Annotated in this window: 24 protein-coding genes; 17 read left to right on the top strand and 7 right to left on the bottom strand. The window is 44.8% G+C overall.

Annotated features, from left to right (window positions below):
- The first annotated feature begins 338 nt into the window (after positions 1 to 338).
- From AM1_RS32720 to AM1_RS32710, 3 genes are all read left to right on the top strand, one after another.
- Positions 339 to 971, top strand: coding sequence for a DUF1326 domain-containing protein (locus AM1_RS32720; protein ID WP_012167434.1), 633 nt, complete (start codon positions 339 to 341; stop codon positions 969 to 971).
- A complete protein-coding gene (locus AM1_RS32715) occupies positions 919 to 1,797 on the top strand; it encodes a DUF2182 domain-containing protein (RefSeq protein ID WP_148216061.1) in 879 nt (292 codons plus the stop codon). Before AM1_RS32720 ends, AM1_RS32715 begins: the two co-directional genes overlap by 53 nt.
- Before the next feature lie 814 nt (positions 1,798 to 2,611).
- Positions 2,612 to 3,010 carry a DUF1622 domain-containing protein gene (locus tag AM1_RS32710; protein ID WP_012167431.1) on the top strand — a complete coding sequence of 133 codons (399 nt, stop codon included), beginning with the start codon at positions 2,612 to 2,614 and terminating at the stop codon, positions 3,008 to 3,010.
- A gap of 605 nt (positions 3,011 to 3,615) precedes the next feature.
- Here AM1_RS32710 and AM1_RS40355 read toward each other — a convergent pair.
- Positions 3,616 to 4,499, bottom strand: a protein-coding gene (locus tag AM1_RS40355; protein WP_076611717.1) for an IS630-like element ISAcma31 family transposase whose coding sequence is annotated in 2 segments (ribosomal slippage) — positions 3,616 to 4,170 and positions 4,173 to 4,499 — 882 coding nt in all. Because the reading frame shifts where the segments join, the coding sequence is not laid out codon by codon here.
- A 168-nt stretch (positions 4,500 to 4,667) separates the two neighbouring features.
- Between AM1_RS40355 and AM1_RS32695 the strand changes: the two genes are divergently transcribed.
- A complete protein-coding gene (locus AM1_RS32695) occupies positions 4,668 to 4,847 on the top strand; it encodes a hypothetical protein (protein ID WP_012167429.1) in 180 nt (59 codons plus the stop codon).
- Positions 4,848 to 5,090: 243 nt separating this feature from the next.
- On the opposite strand, the gene AM1_RS32690 is transcribed toward AM1_RS32695, so the two are convergent.
- Together AM1_RS32690 and AM1_RS32685 are read right to left on the bottom strand one after the other, a co-directional pair.
- Positions 5,091 to 5,504, bottom strand: coding sequence for a hypothetical protein (locus AM1_RS32690; RefSeq protein WP_012167428.1), 414 nt, complete (start codon positions 5,502 to 5,504; stop codon positions 5,091 to 5,093).
- 72 nt (positions 5,505 to 5,576) lie between these two features.
- Positions 5,577 to 5,918: a hypothetical protein gene (locus AM1_RS32685; RefSeq protein WP_238549371.1), complete on the bottom strand. Its 342-nt coding sequence runs from the start codon at positions 5,916 to 5,918 to the stop codon at positions 5,577 to 5,579.
- Between the two features lie 523 nt (positions 5,919 to 6,441).
- Between AM1_RS32685 and AM1_RS32680 the strand changes: the two genes are divergently transcribed.
- The 5 genes from AM1_RS32680 (at position 6,442) to AM1_RS32665 (ending at position 8,695) form a co-directional block, all read left to right on the top strand.
- A complete protein-coding gene (locus AM1_RS32680) occupies positions 6,442 to 6,735 on the top strand; it encodes a hypothetical protein (protein ID WP_012167424.1) in 294 nt (97 codons plus the stop codon).
- Between the two features lie 94 nt (positions 6,736 to 6,829).
- A complete protein-coding gene (locus AM1_RS43645) occupies positions 6,830 to 6,970 on the top strand; it encodes a hypothetical protein (protein WP_012167423.1) in 141 nt (46 codons plus the stop codon).
- Between the two features lie 105 nt (positions 6,971 to 7,075).
- Complete coding sequence (locus tag AM1_RS44135) at positions 7,076 to 7,207, top strand: hypothetical protein (protein WP_012167422.1); 132 nt, start codon at positions 7,076 to 7,078, stop codon at positions 7,205 to 7,207.
- A gap of 239 nt (positions 7,208 to 7,446) precedes the next feature.
- Entirely contained in the window at positions 7,447 to 7,983 is a 537-nt protein-coding gene (locus tag AM1_RS32670; RefSeq protein ID WP_049783886.1) for a helix-turn-helix domain-containing protein, read from the top strand.
- Between the two features lie 109 nt (positions 7,984 to 8,092).
- Positions 8,093 to 8,695, top strand: a complete 603-nt coding sequence (locus AM1_RS32665) for a transposase (protein ID WP_049783892.1) — start codon at positions 8,093 to 8,095, stop codon at positions 8,693 to 8,695.
- Between the two features lie 20 nt (positions 8,696 to 8,715).
- Here the strand turns inward: AM1_RS32665 and AM1_RS42615 are convergent, their stop codons facing one another.
- On the bottom strand, positions 8,716 to 8,952 hold the full coding sequence (locus tag AM1_RS42615) for a hypothetical protein (protein ID WP_012167421.1): 237 nt from the start codon (positions 8,950 to 8,952) through the stop codon (positions 8,716 to 8,718).
- Positions 8,953 to 9,003: 51 nt separating this feature from the next.
- Here AM1_RS42615 and AM1_RS32655 point away from each other — a divergent pair, with 51 nt between their 5' ends.
- The 3 genes from AM1_RS32655 to AM1_RS42610 are packed head-to-tail and all read left to right on the top strand — an operon-like array spanning position 9,004 to position 9,928.
- A complete protein-coding gene (locus tag AM1_RS32655; RefSeq protein ID WP_012167420.1) occupies positions 9,004 to 9,402 on the top strand; it encodes a hypothetical protein in 399 nt (132 codons plus the stop codon).
- On the top strand, positions 9,402 to 9,779 hold the full coding sequence (locus tag AM1_RS32650) for a hypothetical protein (protein ID WP_012167419.1): 378 nt from the start codon (positions 9,402 to 9,404) through the stop codon (positions 9,777 to 9,779). The genes AM1_RS32655 and AM1_RS32650 overlap by 1 nt, the downstream gene beginning before the upstream one ends.
- A complete protein-coding gene (locus tag AM1_RS42610) occupies positions 9,776 to 9,928 on the top strand; it encodes a hypothetical protein (RefSeq protein WP_187152991.1) in 153 nt (50 codons plus the stop codon). Before AM1_RS32650 ends, AM1_RS42610 begins: the two co-directional genes overlap by 4 nt.
- Here AM1_RS42610 and AM1_RS32645 read toward each other — a convergent pair.
- Together AM1_RS32645 and AM1_RS32640 are read right to left on the bottom strand one after the other, a co-directional pair.
- A complete protein-coding gene (locus AM1_RS32645; protein WP_012167418.1) occupies positions 9,923 to 10,228 on the bottom strand; it encodes a P-II family nitrogen regulator in 306 nt (101 codons plus the stop codon). The two genes, AM1_RS42610 and AM1_RS32645, sit on opposite strands and share 6 nt — an antisense overlap.
- Before the next feature lie 4 nt (positions 10,229 to 10,232).
- Positions 10,233 to 11,201, bottom strand: coding sequence for a sodium-dependent bicarbonate transport family permease (locus AM1_RS32640; RefSeq protein WP_012167417.1), 969 nt, complete (start codon positions 11,199 to 11,201; stop codon positions 10,233 to 10,235).
- Between the two features lie 727 nt (positions 11,202 to 11,928).
- Between AM1_RS32640 and AM1_RS43640 the strand changes: the two genes are divergently transcribed.
- From AM1_RS43640 to AM1_RS32625, 3 genes are all read left to right on the top strand, one after another.
- Positions 11,929 to 12,192, top strand: a complete 264-nt coding sequence (locus AM1_RS43640; RefSeq protein ID WP_012167415.1) for a hypothetical protein — start codon at positions 11,929 to 11,931, stop codon at positions 12,190 to 12,192.
- Positions 12,193 to 12,719: 527 nt separating this feature from the next.
- Positions 12,720 to 14,381, top strand: coding sequence for an IS5-like element ISAcma45 family transposase (locus AM1_RS32630; RefSeq protein ID WP_012167412.1), 1,662 nt, complete (start codon positions 12,720 to 12,722; stop codon positions 14,379 to 14,381).
- Between the two features lie 96 nt (positions 14,382 to 14,477).
- The gene (locus tag AM1_RS32625; RefSeq protein ID WP_012167411.1) at positions 14,478 to 14,750 is read left to right on the top strand and encodes a DUF4253 domain-containing protein; all 273 of its coding nucleotides are present in this window, start codon (positions 14,478 to 14,480) and stop codon (positions 14,748 to 14,750) included.
- A 77-nt stretch (positions 14,751 to 14,827) separates the two neighbouring features.
- Here AM1_RS32625 and AM1_RS32620 read toward each other — a convergent pair whose 3' ends face one another.
- Positions 14,828 to 15,139 (bottom strand): 2Fe-2S iron-sulfur cluster-binding protein, encoded by a 312-nt coding sequence (locus AM1_RS32620; protein ID WP_012167410.1) that lies wholly within the window; start codon positions 15,137 to 15,139, stop codon positions 14,828 to 14,830.
- A 610-nt stretch (positions 15,140 to 15,749) separates the two neighbouring features.
- Here AM1_RS32620 and AM1_RS32615 point away from each other — a divergent pair.
- Positions 15,750 to 15,968, top strand: a complete 219-nt coding sequence (locus AM1_RS32615; protein WP_012167407.1) for a hypothetical protein — start codon at positions 15,750 to 15,752, stop codon at positions 15,966 to 15,968.
- 96 nt (positions 15,969 to 16,064) lie between these two features.
- Complete coding sequence (locus AM1_RS32610; protein WP_012167406.1) at positions 16,065 to 16,760, top strand: DUF2887 domain-containing protein; 696 nt, start codon at positions 16,065 to 16,067, stop codon at positions 16,758 to 16,760.
- Positions 16,761 to 16,869 lie beyond the last annotated feature (109 nt).

Raw genomic sequence — 16,869 nt, 5'->3', positions numbered from 1 at the left:
TGCTCTATTGCACTGCTAGTTTAGCGGTAAAATTTCAAAGTCTACGGTATTGGTATCGTGCTGCAATTTCAAATCTCCTTCCAAGCGATGCCACTTCACAGTGCTTCAGGTCGCAGAAAACAAAACGAAGAGCTTGCGTACAAAGATTTGTATGTCATCTCAATATCACTGTCACAGTCTATGTAAACTTAAAGGCAAGAAGACCGCCATTTATACGTTCTGCTTTATCTTGAAGGCCGGAATCACCTTAATTGAACAACAGGTTTTTCAAGGTTAAGGTCCAGTATCGACTCTCGTTGAGAGAGCTTTAATTATCAAGTAGTGAGGAAAATATCACTATGATTGATTGGTATGTTGAAGGAACGGAATTTTCCAACTGCAATTGCGCCTATGGTTGCCCGTGCCAGTTTGAAGCGCTACCCACGAATGGTCATTGCCGTGGCTTTGAAGTGCTGCATATCGACAAGGGGCACTTTGGTGATGTTCCCCTCAATGACCTAAAAGTTGCAGTGCTCTATGCATGGCCGGGTCCAGTATTTGAAGGGAAGGGAGAGCTACAAGCCATTATCGATGAGCAAGCGGATCAACCCCAGCGTGAAGCGTTAGTCAAGATTCTGCATGGGGAGGAGACTGAAGAGGGAGCAACCCATTGGTGGGTCTTCCACGCCATGTCAGATACGATTCACGAGCCATTGTATAAGCCCATTGAGTATGAGGTTGATCAAGAGCATCGTACTGCCCGTGTTGATATTCCTGGTGTCCTTAAATCTATCGGTAGCCCCATTAAAAGCCCTGCGACAGGAGAGGAACATCGAGTAAGGATTGATATTCCCAATGGCATTGAGTTTGAATTTGCGGAGATGGGTAGTGGTACAACACAAGCAACTGCAGCCATTCGTCTAGATTTGCAAGACACCTATGGCCAATTCAACATCCTGCGCCATTCTGGCAGTGGTGTCGTACATCGCTAACGCATGGAGGTTGAGTCTATTGACATCAATCCAATTGGAAACCATCTTGAAGCGTGATCGCTGGATCGTTCTGGCTGGCTTAACAGTCGTCATCTTGCTGTCTTGGATCTATCTCCTACTTGGGGCAGGGATGGGGATGAGTGGGATAGAGATGACGCGTCTTTCGTCCGGTGACGGCATGATGATGGACATGGGAGAAACCACAACATGGAGTATTGGCTATGGCCTGCTGATGTTCTTCATGTGGTGGATCATGATGATTGCCATGATGCTACCCAGCGCCACCCCGATGATTTTGCTTGCCGCTGCCTTAAATCGAAAGGCATCACCCCATCGCCAGCCCTATGGGACATCCGGCTATTTCGCAGCTGGCTACCTGCTGGCCTGGGCGTTATTTAGCGGTGTTGCGGTTGTTGTGCAATGGGGTCTTACCGTAAGCGGATTGCTTTCTTCGCTAATGCAAAGTACAAACACCGTGCTGACTGGTGGCATCTTGATTGCAGCGGGACTTTGGCAGCTTACCCCGATCAAACATAATTGCCTTAAACACTGCCGTTCCCCAGTGAAGTTCTTGGTTCAACATCGGCGTCAAAGCAATACCGGGAGTCTGATCATGGGTTTAGAGCACGGTATGTACTGTATGGGATGCTGCTGGTTCTTAATGGCATTGCTGCTAGTGGGAGGGGTTATGAATTTGTATTGGATTACGGGCCTCGCCCTATATGTTCTCGTTGAGAAGGTGTTACCCAAAGGAGAGCAAGTTGGCCAAATTGTGGGGGTAGGTTTGGTGGCCTGGGGATTTGGCTGGGTTATTGGTATTCTCTGAATCCTCTTGACTTAGCGATTTTCTTTCAAAAAGGTAGTTTGCCCTGACTTTGAGGTGTTTAAAGAACTTGGTCAAGATTTTTCGTTTGCTGCCGAGAAGGTAGATCCCAGTATCGAGTAAACGCCTTTCTGTCCTTTCCACTGCTGTATTTGAGGTAAGCACATAGGCAAACATTATGACTATTGCGCAGTCGTCTCCATTGTCTGTGGTCAACCGAGCAATGTCTGGAATTTGAGAGTGAGGACGGTGGTACGCCAGGACCAGAGCTAACATTTGATGACGTGCCGTTTTGAGTATGGGGTATTGGCATCGGGGGTTGCGATGGCCGAAGGCCGCTCTTCGAGCATCGCACTCTGATACCAACCTGCGATATCGCACCTATTAATTCACTCACTCTTTTAAATTTTTAGATTCTCTGCGGATTCTATATTACCTATCTCACTTCTTCACTCATGTATATCAAGCCAAGGCCAATACTTTATTTTTTGGATTCCCTAAGGATTTTATATTACCTATCTCTGGAGACTGAACCAGGTCAGCAAAAACTGTAAACCTGAATCGACTCTTCGGCTCTCTCAATCTCGCCAGCACTATTATCAACGTTGATTTCTCCGGATTTGCGCTAGGCGTCTCTTGCACATGCGATCTCTGACGGGTATTACTGTTAACAGGTTTCGGAATAGATTAGGCAGGAAATGTTTGTGATACGCTCAAGCCTTTGAGTTGTCAATCCTCCTGCAAGATTAACTCAATAAAGGTACACAACAGGGTAGTCTCTTTGGCAGGGTGTTGTGCTGGTCAAGGTTGAAGCTTGATGGAATTCGTCCACCATTTCCAAGGCAACTTGGAAATCATCGTATCTTTTTTAGAAGTAGTACTGGAAGCAGTAGCGGCTTTTTGTATTGTGTTGGGCCTGCTCGTGAGCATCAAGCTCTCGGTTGTTTTGCGCCGTCGTCGCTCAACCATACAGTTCCCATTGGGACGATTGCGGTTAACTTTTGGACGATGGTTAGCATTAGCTCTGGAGTTTCAATTGGGGGCAGATGTCTTAGCCACGACCGTTGCTCCTACGTTTGAGGCACTCGGGAAACTGGGTGCCATCGCAATCATTCGTACCTTTCTCAACTACTTTCTGAACAAAGAACTGATCGAGGTCTTTGAGATGCAAAAGCGCTTTGATGAGGACGAGACGGAATTATCCAACTCCAATTAACCAGACCTGGATGTGAGTTGGATAATTCTAGTTGAGTGAGGATGGTTTAGCATCTTCACTTCTGCTTAGCCCTCTTTTATCACTTTGGTAGAAGAGTATCTGTAGGCTTGAAGTTACATTAGTGCTTGGCCTGATGATTGGCTTCACCCCAAACATAATTACGTCGTTTCAAATTTCATTTATCTGAAGTGATAAAGCTTCCTAACCACGTTCACCCCAATTCCAATAACCCTGTGATGATTAAGTCTTGTTCATTGGCATTCTTGTGATGTTTGCCTTTTCTCCTCTATGGGAACAATAAGTCTGATTGAGGCATTCATTGTCATTCAAGAAAAAACACCGCTCTTGGGGAAGAATGTGGTGTTTTTTCTTTTAAGGCGCAAGCTTCATGAGCCATTTTTCGATTAAGAAAGAAAACAGCCCCTACCTTTGTCGTCATAGGGGCTAGATATTCCTATTTCCTTGATGAAGTAATCAGGTTCGTAATAGCTGATTAGACTAATTTTGCCCAAAGGGACTCAAGCTCTAACATCGAGACTAAAAACTTACACCTAGAATTTAGGAGGGAAGATAGTCCAATATCGGTTTAAGCCGCCGTTATAGCACTACGGATATATGTTAGTACGCTCTTTGAAAGCAGCATCCACACAATCACGAAAGGTATCAAATTCATCCCACCGCTGCTTCATCCAGTTTTTGAGCACAAACCACCATCGCTCGATTTTATTGAGATCTGGAGAATAGCTCGGTAGATACCAAATCTCACAGCCTGCTTCAGCTACGATTTCTTCGATCCTCTGGCCATGATGAAAACTGGCATTATCAATCACAATCACATCGCCAAGTTGTAACTGGGATATAAGACTCTGCTGTAACCACGCTTCGAATAACAACCGATTGCAAGACCCTTCAAAGGTCATGGGAGAAAATAACTGGCCTTCTTTGAGCGCAGCAATAAAACTGACTCGCTCTGTCCGCTTGCCTGATTTGAGGTCATAAAATCGTTGACCCACAGGGCAGTATCCATAAGGATAGTCCGCTCGATTATCGATACCCGCTTCGTCTACATAGACGATCTGATGAGGGTGTTTGGTCTGTAATCGTTCTATAAATGCTTGACGTTGTGTTTCATCTCGTTCTCGATAGCCATAGGTCTTTTTTTTCGACTCAATCCCAGTTTTCTCAAGGCATCACTGATATTTTGCTGGGTGACATTATCCCCCCATAGCTTAGCCATTTGGGCCTGGGTTTTACCCCCATGCTCTTGAGCAAATTCACGAAAGCGCTCCCAATCTGTGATCTTGTGGCGAGCCCCTTGTTGGTAGTTGGTAATCGCCTGACAGTCACCTGTAGCTTCTTCGCGGACTATCCATAGATGCAAGGTATTACGGCTGATGTTCAACATTCGACAGATATCGACTTTCCGTTCACCATTCTTGAAGGCATCAACGGCTTTACGACGAAGGTCATAACTATAGGGTGCTGGCATACTAATGTAGGGATATCTTCTATATCAATAGTACTAACATAGTTTCGTAGGGCTATAATCATAAAGACAACATTAATTTTTTTATACTTTTTTAACTAAATATTTATAATTTCTTTGGCATTGAATGTTCTCCTCGTATCCGTTCCTCAATCATCTAGTGGAGACATCATGTTTTCCTCCCGAATTTCGCCTGAAGCAGCCACATCTCTATTCGGTCTCACCCTGACTGACATTCGCCAAGCTATTTACAACGGAGAGCTACCTGCACAATGGAATCATGGCTCTCCCTTGTTGTCTTATACTGATTTGCTGAATTATCAATTAAGAAAAGTGTCCAAGTCTGCTTAACCCTTCAATACTTGCTTGGAGATTCTATATTCAACACCCAACAGAACGGTCGGTTATACCCAATAATTACTCAAAACATGCAGGTTAAGCCTGTCTCCATCCCCCATGTCATTGAGCTGTGTTGCATACAGCTATGAGGGGAATGATGGCTATTGAACCAAAGACGTAGTGACATCTATCGCTCATTGAATTTCAACTCCAGCCTTTAATTAGGTTTAATTAAATCCCAGCCACAAACCCCACTCACGGACTACTCGGCTGAACCGCTCGTAGACTAATCTCTCGGATCCAAACCTGCGTAAATTGCCTTAGATTTTTCCCTGGAATCATCAGGCTCTCAATCCCTTCACTTAATTGAGCGATGAATCCCTGCCGCCATCGGTCCCAATCGGCTTGGTGAGGATAGTCAATCCCATCACAGTACTCCATCCAATTTTCTTGCTGAAACTCGGAAGCACGCAGGGAAGTTTCTTTGACTTGCACCTGGATGAAATGGTGATCAATCAATTCTTGGATGAACGGTGGATGGCCGATTGGGGGTTCATTGTCATCGAGCACTGGAAACTCATAGGAAAGCCGTAATTCGGCCACAGTATTCTTCTTGGCTATTCTCAGCAGCTCTAGCTGTTGGTGAGTCAGGGATGGAATCTGAGTCATGGTTGAATCTCACTTGTCTTGTCCAAGTGTATTGATTCGGGGTTTACCAACACTCAACTTCTACTCAAAGTCTTAAGCCCTAGTGAGTTTCTTCCACCGCACCAGTTGAATACTCCAAGACATTTCACTGCCATAAGTAAATATGTAGGCTTTCTCCGAGCTGATGGCATCCATGTGGTCAATGATTAAATTCACCTTTGTCTTACTGGCTCCCTCTTTGACCCCTGCCAAGTCGAAGCTCTGCGAGTGATGCTCAAAAAATAGATAAAGGTGATATCTGGTCAGCCACTTACTGGCAATGGTAATTTCGGCTGTTTGACCGGGAGCCAAGTCTCCGTCGATGATAGTTAACTCAATGACATCTTCGTCCTGAAGCTGCTGATATAGGGAGTCTAAGTCAAAATCTGCGTCCATTAAAATTATCGGGTGAGGTAGAGTGTGATGGTCAAAAACCACCTTTCAGGCATCTCCCTTAACTGCCAGAAGGTGTAATCTTGATTTCTACCTTTTAAGATTCCCTAGATGAGGTGAGCAAGCTAAACAAGACAAGTTCAAGAGTCTTGCTATTCAAACTAGCGGTGATACTCTTTGCCATTTTGGTCCGTGTGGCTAACAATGGCTATCAAAAGTCTGCTTTATTTGTCTAGGGGAGACGACTCAATGCCAAGATATAGCTCGACCAAAACCGTTCCATTGATAAATAAACGCCTACAAGCCTGATGAACCTACAGGACAAGACAAACTCGCCAAATTTGCCTGGGAGCTTCACCACGGAAACCGCAATCTACGGAACCGAGATCATGTCCTTGAGCTGTTTTGACTGCTGACCCTTGAAGCAACGGGGCTAGAACAGCGGAAGACGAATAAAGCAAAAGGCTCTCCCCTCAAAGAAGCTGTATTCAGGGTTCTAAAACAGGTTGCGTGTCAGGACGTGTTAATGTTCGTTGCCCTGAATGAACTCAAGGATCAACTCGCCATTACCCGAATTAAAAGCTGGGAGACATTCTTCGAGCAACTTGCAAGTAAGCGCAAAGAACTAGAATCCATAGCCGATACTGTGTACGAACTCTCTGGGGTTTCTCCAGGCGCAGTTGAAGACCTCGATTCAGTAATCGTGCCCCTCTACAACGAAGCAAAAGGCCAAGACATCGAAGCAATTAACTGGGAACGCCGCTCTTGGTGGGACTGGGCACACAACCATTTACTTGAACAGGTTGGCAAAGCTGCCTAACGTTTTCCCCTATCCATCTCTGGGTCAGCCCTATAGCTATCCCCCCAACCATCGGGGCTGGCCTTTCCTCATTAGCATCCTTTTGGAGAAAACCATGAAAGACCAACCATGCTTACCCCAATTCTCGCTGAATCTGCCCGTCGTTAACACCGTGTATTCCCCAGTGGCTGTCATGACGATTACCACGGCAAAAAACCTGATTGCTTCTGGTGATTTGACTATCAGTGGTGCCTAGAAACTGTTTAATCCGCTGGTCTGGCCCCAGTTAGAGCCAGAGATTCAACGAATACCCTTTGACTGGCAAAAGGCGCAGTGCTTTAGAGATTGCGTTGCTTATCTTATGGCTGAGGCCACGACGCTGAGGTCAGAGCGTCGGCATGTCGATGCCCTTAAGCATATGGAGGTGGCACTGATGCTTGAGGCACTGATTCACGGCGGTTATGACACTATTTCATTCATTCCCAAACAGTAAAAGGCACCACTAGCTCATGAACAAACAACGCGATGCCTATGACTTACAGAAACAACCTTGAGGTTATTCGTTATGAATCATACAGTTCTCCCCCATCAAGTTCTCGACAACATTGAACTTCTCTCCTACGAACTCCATACTAGTCCTAGATTTTGAAGATAACCCATCAGTTATGCAAAATTGTACAGACATCAGATAGTTTCAGAGAAACCCTCTTGTTCAAGATCCTTTCTCTGCCAATGCCAACTCCCAAAGCCACTCCTATTGAGCTATCACAGCAACAACACCATTGTTTGCTCCAAATCGTTCGACAAACCACCAATCCTTATCGCTTGGTGCGTCGAGCGAGCATCATCCTATCAGCCGCCTCAGGCAAAAGTAACACCCAGATTAGCCGTCAATGGCAACTCGACCGCAACCAAGTTCGCTATTGGCGTCAGCGCTGGGTAGATAACCAAGAGCGTCTTGCCCTTTGTGAGCAAGTAGACGACAGCAAACCAGCATTGAACCAGCAAGTGTTGGCGACCTTAACAGATGCCCCACGTCCAGGTGTCCCACCCACCTTTACCCCAGAGCAGGTGGTCCAAATTGTGGCCATTGCCTGTGAATCTCCTCAGAACTCAGCCCGGCCTGTGAGTCAATGGACGCCTGAAGAGATTGCTGATGAAGCGATTAAACGCGGCATCGTCCCTCACCTGTCGGCCAGCAGTGTGAGACGTTTTTTGGGGAGAGGCTCAGCTGCAGCCTCATCGGAGTCGCTATTGGCTCAATGCTAACCCTGAGGACCCAGAAGCGTTCGAGGCGAAAGTGCGCCAGGTTTGCCAACTGTATGAATCAGCAGCTGAACTGGAAGCTCACCAGATTCACCTTGTTAGTACGGATGAAATGACTGGCATTCAGGCGCTTGAACGACTGCACCCAGACCAAGCTATGCAACCAGGTCAACCGCGTCGTTTGGAATTTGAATATGAGCGGCATGGTACCCTCAGTCTCATCGCCAACTGGCATGTGGCTCTGGGAAAGGTGATTGCGCCTTCTATCGGACCCACGCGAAAAGAATTTGACTTTGCCAATCATATTGCCAAGACAGTTGAAACAGCACCGGACGATGGGTGGGTTTTTCTGCTCGACCAGCTCAATACCCATCGATCTGCTTCCCTTGTGCGATGGGTCGCTGTCTGTTGCGGTATTGATTCAGATTTAGGCGTTAAGGGTCAATCTGGTATCCTTCAATCGATGGAAACTCGCACGGCCTTCTTGAGCGACCCCAGCCATCGGATCCGATTTGTTTATATCCCCAAACATACCTCCTGGCTCAATCAGATTGAATGCTGGTTTAGTATTTTGGTGCGTCGATTGATTCGTCGAGGAAATTTCACCTCCACGGATGATTTGCAACAGCGCATCCTCGATTTTATTGAATATTTCAATCACACTATGGCCAAACCTTTCCAGTGGCAATTTAAGGGATTCACGCCGCATGGATAACTGATGAACTATTTACAGATCTATGGACTAGGCCCACTGCTGACAACAACCGAAAGCTCAATGTCTTCTATGGCTCTCGGCTTATTGGGTATATCTACATCAACTTTGTCGAGAGGCAGTCCAATTACGTCGGCACTACTCTCGATCATCAGTCCTTCGGTCCCTGCCGCTGAAGCGGTCTTAGAGGCTTTCTCGTCAGGACTCACCACACAACAACGAATGATGGTGACTCTAGCCAATGAGATTGCCGAGAACATGACCCTCATTACTAGCTGATTCCAACCTGCTCCAGATTTGGAGAAATCACGATGAATATTACCCTTACAAAATCAACCCGTGCAAATCAATCCCAGCCCGGTTTCAGAATCGACCAGTCACCCCTAATCAGCCCGTTCCATCCCTTCCACCCCGAAAAAGACGCCGAACCTTGCTACAACACCTATCGCCAATGGCTTCATGAAGTTGTGCTGTGTGGGAAAGAACCTGTGAGAGCTGCAAAACGCATCGCTAAACAATGTGGTGTGTTGATTAGCAATCGATACAAAGGTTTTAGTCGAGATGAAATCTTGGCCTGCTTAGAAGAGTTGGGTATGAAGTCAGACCTAGCCATTTTCATCACTTCTGACCATGATCCGGGTCGTTGCATTAAATCCTATCTCGAATGGAAGTATCCAGCCCCAAAGCAACAAACATTGGAGGTTCTGTAATGCCAATGATCCGGGCACGATATCCCGAAAACTGGGATGAGATTGCATTGCAAGTCAAGGAAGACGCCAACTGGTGTTGTACTCAGTGCGGTAAACCCTGTCGAAAACCGGGGGTTGAGCGGCTGCACTTCGCTTTCTGTCTGATGATTACGTACCCTGAATGGTTCCCGATCACTTCAGAGGGGGAAGAAGAAAAACCTCAGCGATTCACTCTCACGGTGGCCCACCTTGACCAAGATCCACAGAACAATCACCCAGATAATCTCAATGCTCTCTGTGCGCCCTGCCACTTGAAATTTGATGCGCTGTTCCGAAAAGCCAATGCGTCCACAAAACAGGAATGGTTTGGACAGATGAAATTGGAGGATTTGCCATGAATAAACAAAAGTGGAACTCCATTCAAAGTGGTCGAGTTATCTTGCGTCTAAAGGCACTCGGGTGTCTGAGTAATCACAGTCAGTCCATTCGTTCTGGATGCGAACCTGGACAGTATCACAAATGCCAAGCCTGTGGCCATTCGCTATGAAATGCAGCGCACAGACCGAATTTCTTGAGTATCTGTAACGTAACAAGTCCCGCCAAACTTATTAAGGATAGGGCGAATATTCTCCACGACTGGCTTCAACAAGTCAGGTGCGCAGAAGGCAATAATGTAAACGTTATCCAGCATGGTGTGGTCAAGATCTTCCGTGGTCCCTCGCAACCCTTTGCCCGCCACATTCCGAATAATGGCATGCCCATGAACCCCCGATTGATCTAAAGCGTCTAAAATTTTACCGAGTTCAAAGGAATTGGCAATAATTTCAATTTTCTTAACAGGATGCATGCCCTTAACTCCATAAAAACTCGATTCCAGCAAGGTATAGAGGGATTCCGACAATAATATTGAACGGAAAGGTCACAGCCAACGCCGTTGAAACATAGAGGCTCGGATTGGCTTCAGGAACAGTCATGCGCATTGCGGCAGGAACGGCAATGTATGAAGCACTTGCACAAAGTACTGAGTATAAGAGCGCATTGCCAACGGACATGCCAATCAGTTTGGCGATTCCTAACCCGATACCAGCATTTACGATTGGTATCAGTATGGCAAACCCAACTAAGAAAACTCCGGTTTTTTGCAAGTCTTTAATTCTTCGAGCGGCCACTAGTCCCATGTCGAGTAAGAAAAAGGTGAGCACGCCATAGAATAATCCTTGGGTGAAAGGTTCTAGGACTTCCCAACCATGCTCTCCCGTTAAGACGCCGATCAGCAAACTACCGACGAGAAGAAACACTGAACTGTTGAGAAACGCTTCCTTTAAAACTTCCGACCATTCCAAGTCTTGTTCCCGGTTGGCGGCAAACAGGTTAACGAGAATCAAGCCAACGATAATTGCAGGAGATTCCATTAAGGCTAGGGCGGCTACCATAAAGCCATCAAAATCAATCCCTAAATCGGTTAAGAAAGCACTAGCGGTAATGAATGTCACGGCACTAATGGAACCATACGTGGCTGCGATCGCAGCGGCATCATAATTCCCCAGCTTAATTTTGAGAATAAAGAACGTATAGAGCGGGACAAAACAGGCCATTAGCACTGAAGCGGCTAAGGTGAGCATTACATCCTGGGTAATCCCACTCTTAACTAATTCAACGCCCCCCTTAAAGCCAATTGCAAAGAGCAGATAAAGTGAGAATAACTTCGGAATTGGGGCTGGTATTTCTAAGTCAGATTGAACGAAAACAGCCATCATACCCAGGAAAAAGAACAGCACAGGTGGATTAAGAATATTGGATATGATTAGGCTAACGTCCATAAAAAGACCTTCCAACGAAATAAAAAATTACACGAAAATATCAGGAGACATCTTCTTCAATAATTCCTTATTTATTATTGATAGTAGGCTAATTCAAATAAATCAAGAAAGACGAAAATCTTAATTTTTAAGTGGATAGATTTACATAGGAAAATAGAATCAAGAAATCAGATAATACTTTTCTTCAAGCTAAGTTTATCAACCTAGATGAAAACAACACAATTATGAAAAATATGTGTATTTAAGGATTAAACAAAGAGAGCAATCAGCTTACCTGCAAGACTCCCATGATTCAATCACTCTATTATCCCTGAATACAGAAACTTTACTAACTAATTACTTAGATCTTAATAATTTTAGCTCTCTGAGAATTAGCAGGATATCTGCTTGATAAGGATTATTCGCTATTAGCTCTGGGAAAGTTATAGATTTTCTTAGCAATTTCATGATGATTTATTAATACCAATAAATCCACTATTTTGGTTCAACACAAAAATTAATTGGTGCTTAGATGTTCTAGTGATTGGTTGTGGCAAGTAATCAATGACGGGGTACTACAACCCAGAACAATTTACAGATGGACGAGGGATAACTTGAAATTATGGGTGGAAATTAGGTATCCCAATAAGATGATGAACACAAGGCTGACTTGCTGATGAACCCCAGTACCCTTGCTGTTTGGAAAAACGTTGAGGCTATCCTGAATGTTCCACTAAGGAATAACTTGATGGATTTGCTTTTGGATATTGCGCGGGATCCGTCTACAGATCCTAAGAAGATTGCCATGTGGATGTTGATGACCTCCACCTGCATTTGTAATGCCCTGTTTGGAGATGATCATCCAACCCCATTGCTGTTTTACTATACGCAGACATTGGATGATCACTATCCTGAGCGCTTAAATCAAGTGGCACAGATATACAGCAGTCAAGAGTTGGATGAAGTGATTCCCGTCATAGCCAATCGCGAAGAGTTCCTTGGCATTCTCTGAGCTATAGGTTGTACGTTCGCCAATGGTGAATTGGTCTTAAGAAATGATGATATTGATGTCACTCCGAAAGGGTTAAAGCGGTTTTACACAATTTGGCAAACACCGACTAGGACATTCGATGATCCTCGAGATAATTCTAGCTTTTCAACTCATCAGTGAGCCATTGATAATTCTCTAGTAAGAGATTGACCCATCCGATCATATTGATTTCCGACTAGGGTACTCTCTATTGAGAAGAGATGAGAATTGAGCATTTCTCTAATCTTCCACAGCATATTTTTAGACAGCTTTCAGTTCTGAAGCTGTCTTTTTATTACCCTCAGAGTTCTCCAGAGCCATAAATACTCGTTAATCTACGCTTTAAATTGGCCCAATTGAAGGGTTGACACTGTTGGCGAAATATTCCGCAATGATCTAAGTCGGCTGAAAATAGCTTCTAACACTTGATGCAGTAAGCCTTTTGTGGATTGAGGTATGGTACTGCTAAAACTCAAACTCAATCACGCTCACTCTGGAGGCTCATTGTTATGTCTATGCGCCCGACAGACTTGTTGGACATCCCCAGTGAAACCATTGAAGTAGCTAGGGCTGCCTTTCCTGATGGCAATCTGTATATGCAACTACGTGATGAACTTGGCATTATCTATCACGATCACGATTTTGCTGATCTGTTTCCGAAGAAAGGACAACCAGCTCTATCCCCCTGGCAGCTTGTGCTAGTTTGCATCATGCAATTTCTTGAGAATCTTTCAGACCGTCAAGCGGCTGATGCCGTTCGAGCCCGGATAGATTGGAAATATGCCCTGAGCCTACCGCTGAGAGACTCTGGATTTAATTATTCTGTTTTGAGTGAATTTCGCAAGCGTCTGATCGCGGGTGACAAGGAACAACAGCTATTTGATAGCTTCCTTGAGCACCTTCAAGCAAAAGGGTTCCTTAAAGAACACCATCAACAACGAACGGATGCGACCCATATCCTAGCGTCGATCCGAACCCTCAATCGGTTGGAGTTATTTGGTGAAACCTTTCGGGCTGCTCTCAATAGTTTGGTTGTCGCAGATCCACAGTGGTTAAGCGAACACATGCACGATGACTGGTTTGATCGCTATGGTCGACGAATAGAGAATTATCGCTTGCCCAAACCCGATAGCGAACGCAAAGCTTTGGGCAGTACTATCGGTCAAGATGGTTTGACACTGCTTGACGCCATATATGCCCCTAGTTCACCACCGTGGTTAAAGCATCTACCTGCAGTGGAAACTCTGCGACAAGTCTGGCTCCAGCGATTCTACCCGCCCAATGCAGACGGCACAGTCGAATGGCGAAAAGTGAAGGATATGCCCCCTTCTGATTCATCCATTCATTCTCCTTACGATGTCGAAGCCCGCTATAGCAATAAAAGAAGTATGGATTGGGTGGGCTATAAAGTTCATTTAACAGAAGTGTGTGATCCTGAAAGTCCACGTCTCATCACTCATGTGCACACCACCAGTGCAACGGTTCCAGATGATCAAGTTGTTGAACCCATTCACCTGGCTCTGGCTAAAAAACAGTTGTTGCCTAAAGAGCATTTGTTAGATGGGGGTTACCTCTCGGCAGAGCATTTGGTGAATAGCAAAGCAGAATATGACATGGATGTTATTGGTCCAGTGCGTCAAAATCATAGTTGGCAAGCAAAGGCAGGAAACGGATTTGATTCGAGCTTCTTCCTCATCAGTTGGGACCAACAGAAGGTTGTCTGTCCTCAAGGCCACTTCAGTACGAAATGGTTGCCTGGAAAGGATATTCACGGAAAGGATGTCATTCAAGCAAGGTTCCAGGGGACCACTTGCCGAAGTTGTCCAGTGCGATCTCAATGTACGAAATCAAAGACCCAGCCAAGAGAGTTGACGTTCCGTCCCCGTGAGTTACATCAAGCCCTTAATGAACGACGTCAGGTACAACGAACTACTGAGTTCAAGGAAAAATATAGCCTGCGGGCTGGTGTTGAGAGTACCCATTCACAGGGAATACGGCGATTTGGCATGCGCCAATCAAGGTATATCGGGTTAGCGAAGAGCCATCTACAGAATGTTTTCTGTGCCATTGCTCTCAATTTTGTCCGCTTAGACGCTTGGTTTAATGATGTTCCACTAGCAAAAACTCGTGTATCTCTTTTCAAGAGGATACTTCAGCCATTACCAGCGTGACTTCTTGGAATTCGCCAACAGTGTCAACCCTTCAATTGGGCCAAATTATTCGAAATAACCTGAGTGCGGATGTGGTTTTATGGGATTAGAGAGTGAATGGATGTTCCCAAATCCCTGCTGGGTTTGCTGCGCGAATTGACTCAAGCCATTAAGAAGATTCGGAAATTGGGCACCAACGGCATCAACTGCGATGTCGAAACGGAGGATATCGTTGATCGGCTGATAGCCTGGTCCCAAAGATTTGAGTTTGAAGTGGTGGAAGTGGACCACGCGACGGTTGGGATCAATTTTTCCACTCTACCAGAAGACCTATCTGAGTTCTGTCAAGAGGTGTATGAGTTTAATCCCGACGTTCTTGAACAAGGCTAATCAATCTGTAGAACATGCAAATTAAGATGTTACCTTCTCTATGCAGTACATAAGTTTCGGGAAAAGTCATAGATTATTTACGCTACCGTGCTGAAATCTAGCAGCTCATCTTCTTGATTCACCAGAATCGTGCAATTAGACCGGGCATAGGCACAGCAGGTCAACATAAAACCAGCATCCTCTTCTGCATCACTCAAGATAGAGTGATCATGCTCAACATCACCATTAACAACCTTGCTCACACAAGTAATGCAAGATCCAGAACGACAAGAGGCGGGAAGTTCAATTCCTTCTAATTCCGCTGCATCATAAATAAATTCATCCTCCGAGACAAAAATTGTGTTCTCCTCTCCCGTTGCTTCATTCACTAATGTGACGTCGTAACCCATTGCTTGTGTCTATCTCCATGCTCAATAAACAGATGAATACTTAGTTATTTTCTATTGTTTACAAAAATTTATATTTCATCCTCAGCGAATACACTGAAAATTGAAGAAGCTTCAATAATTGACAAATCAATTCAGGTCTCCATTCATTAACTCTAGGCATCGTTGGCCGATGAATGACCTTGATCTGAGAGGGAATCATGGGCATGAACCAGAAACCTTATTGGATTATTTATTCACAGCATTTAAATGAAAAACTACATGCAAGCAAGATAAAAATTCATCAATTAGTATCCAGAAAAAGCCGTTATAATTAAATCAGTCTTTTTGATTCTTGCTTGTTTAGAACTCGTAGTTTTATCACTTTATCCGCATGATGATCATCATGCGGATAAAGTATAGCAATTCAATATTTAGATTGATAGCCTAGGAATATTAATTTTCGAAATTTTTGCATGGTAAAAAATAGGCCAATATTGATGTATTTTTTGATTTCAAAAAACATTTTGGATTGAATTTCATACCAAGAAAATAGCTCAGTGATATCCCGTTTATTTTGGAAAGACCTTATTAAATTAAAAGTTAATGACCTTAAAAATGAGATGGCGCTCGAATGTCTAACCTATATTTAGCCAATGCATTGATACTCGTCAATGATAATTTAACGCTGGCGGTAAAAATTATTGAATGTGCGGAGGAAGCTGGTGACGACTTTAGTCCAAAGGCAAGACAAGGAATAGCCAGAGCTCATGCTGGCCTAGCAATGGCAACTCAAGGGATGGAATATGAAGAACTACAGGCTATGATTATGCAGTCCAATTTAATTGAATAACTATTCAATTAAATTTACGACAGTCAGCTCAAAATTCAGATCGCCATTCCCCATAGAATATCCATCAACTCAATTGCATGCCTTGATGGAGTGTTCTTGCCCACCCCGGAGGCTGTAGACCAGACTGCCTGGTTTGTCGAAGTTCAGTTTCAACGTGACCCGGTTTTCTATCAGCGTTTCTTTTCGGAGATTTATCTGTATCTGAATCTGCATCCCAACACCATCGATTGGCAAGCCGTTGTTATCTACCCCAAACGCAGTATTGAGACGGACTATCCCCATGTGTACCGGGCCAATCTGAATAGCTATCAGGTGCATCGCGTTTACTTGGAAGACTTGGATGAATCCGTTGACTCTCTTGGCGTGGGACTGATGCAGTTGATTGTGGCTGATTCAGGAGATACCGCCACCCAGGCTCAAGCTTTGCTTTCAAGGGTTCAGCCTCAAGAACAGACAAATCCAAGATTTGCGGCGATAATGGAGTTAATTGAAACAATTGTGGTCTATAAATTTCCACAATTGAGCCGAGAAGAGATAGAGAGCATGTTGGGCTTAAGCGAACTCAAGCAAACTAAGGTATACCAGGAAGCCTTGGACGAAGGCCGTCAGGAAGAGGGGCAATCTCTTATTCTTCGCCTACTCACCCGTCGTATTGGTGACGTTGCTCCTGAGTTGAGATCGCAGATCCGAGCTCTATCCCTAGTTCAGATTGAAGCTTTGGGTGAGGCATTGCCCGACTTTAAGCAACCTGCTGATCTAGTGAACTGGTTGCAGGATCACCGATCTGAGTAACAAGGGACTACTTCTCAAAGCAAGCTTAGGCAGGGCTTTCAGGTCAGGCGATTATTTTCTAAGGACTCAGCATGTTAAAATCAGCGGGAGTAACCCGCTACCGCTTCAC

Origin of the sequence: Acaryochloris marina MBIC11017 (genome assembly GCF_000018105.1) — a bacterium.
In the GTDB taxonomy this organism is placed as follows: Bacteria; Cyanobacteriota; Cyanobacteriia; order Thermosynechococcales; family Thermosynechococcaceae; genus Acaryochloris; species Acaryochloris marina.
This window is presented reverse-complemented; position numbering and strand designations above follow the sequence as displayed.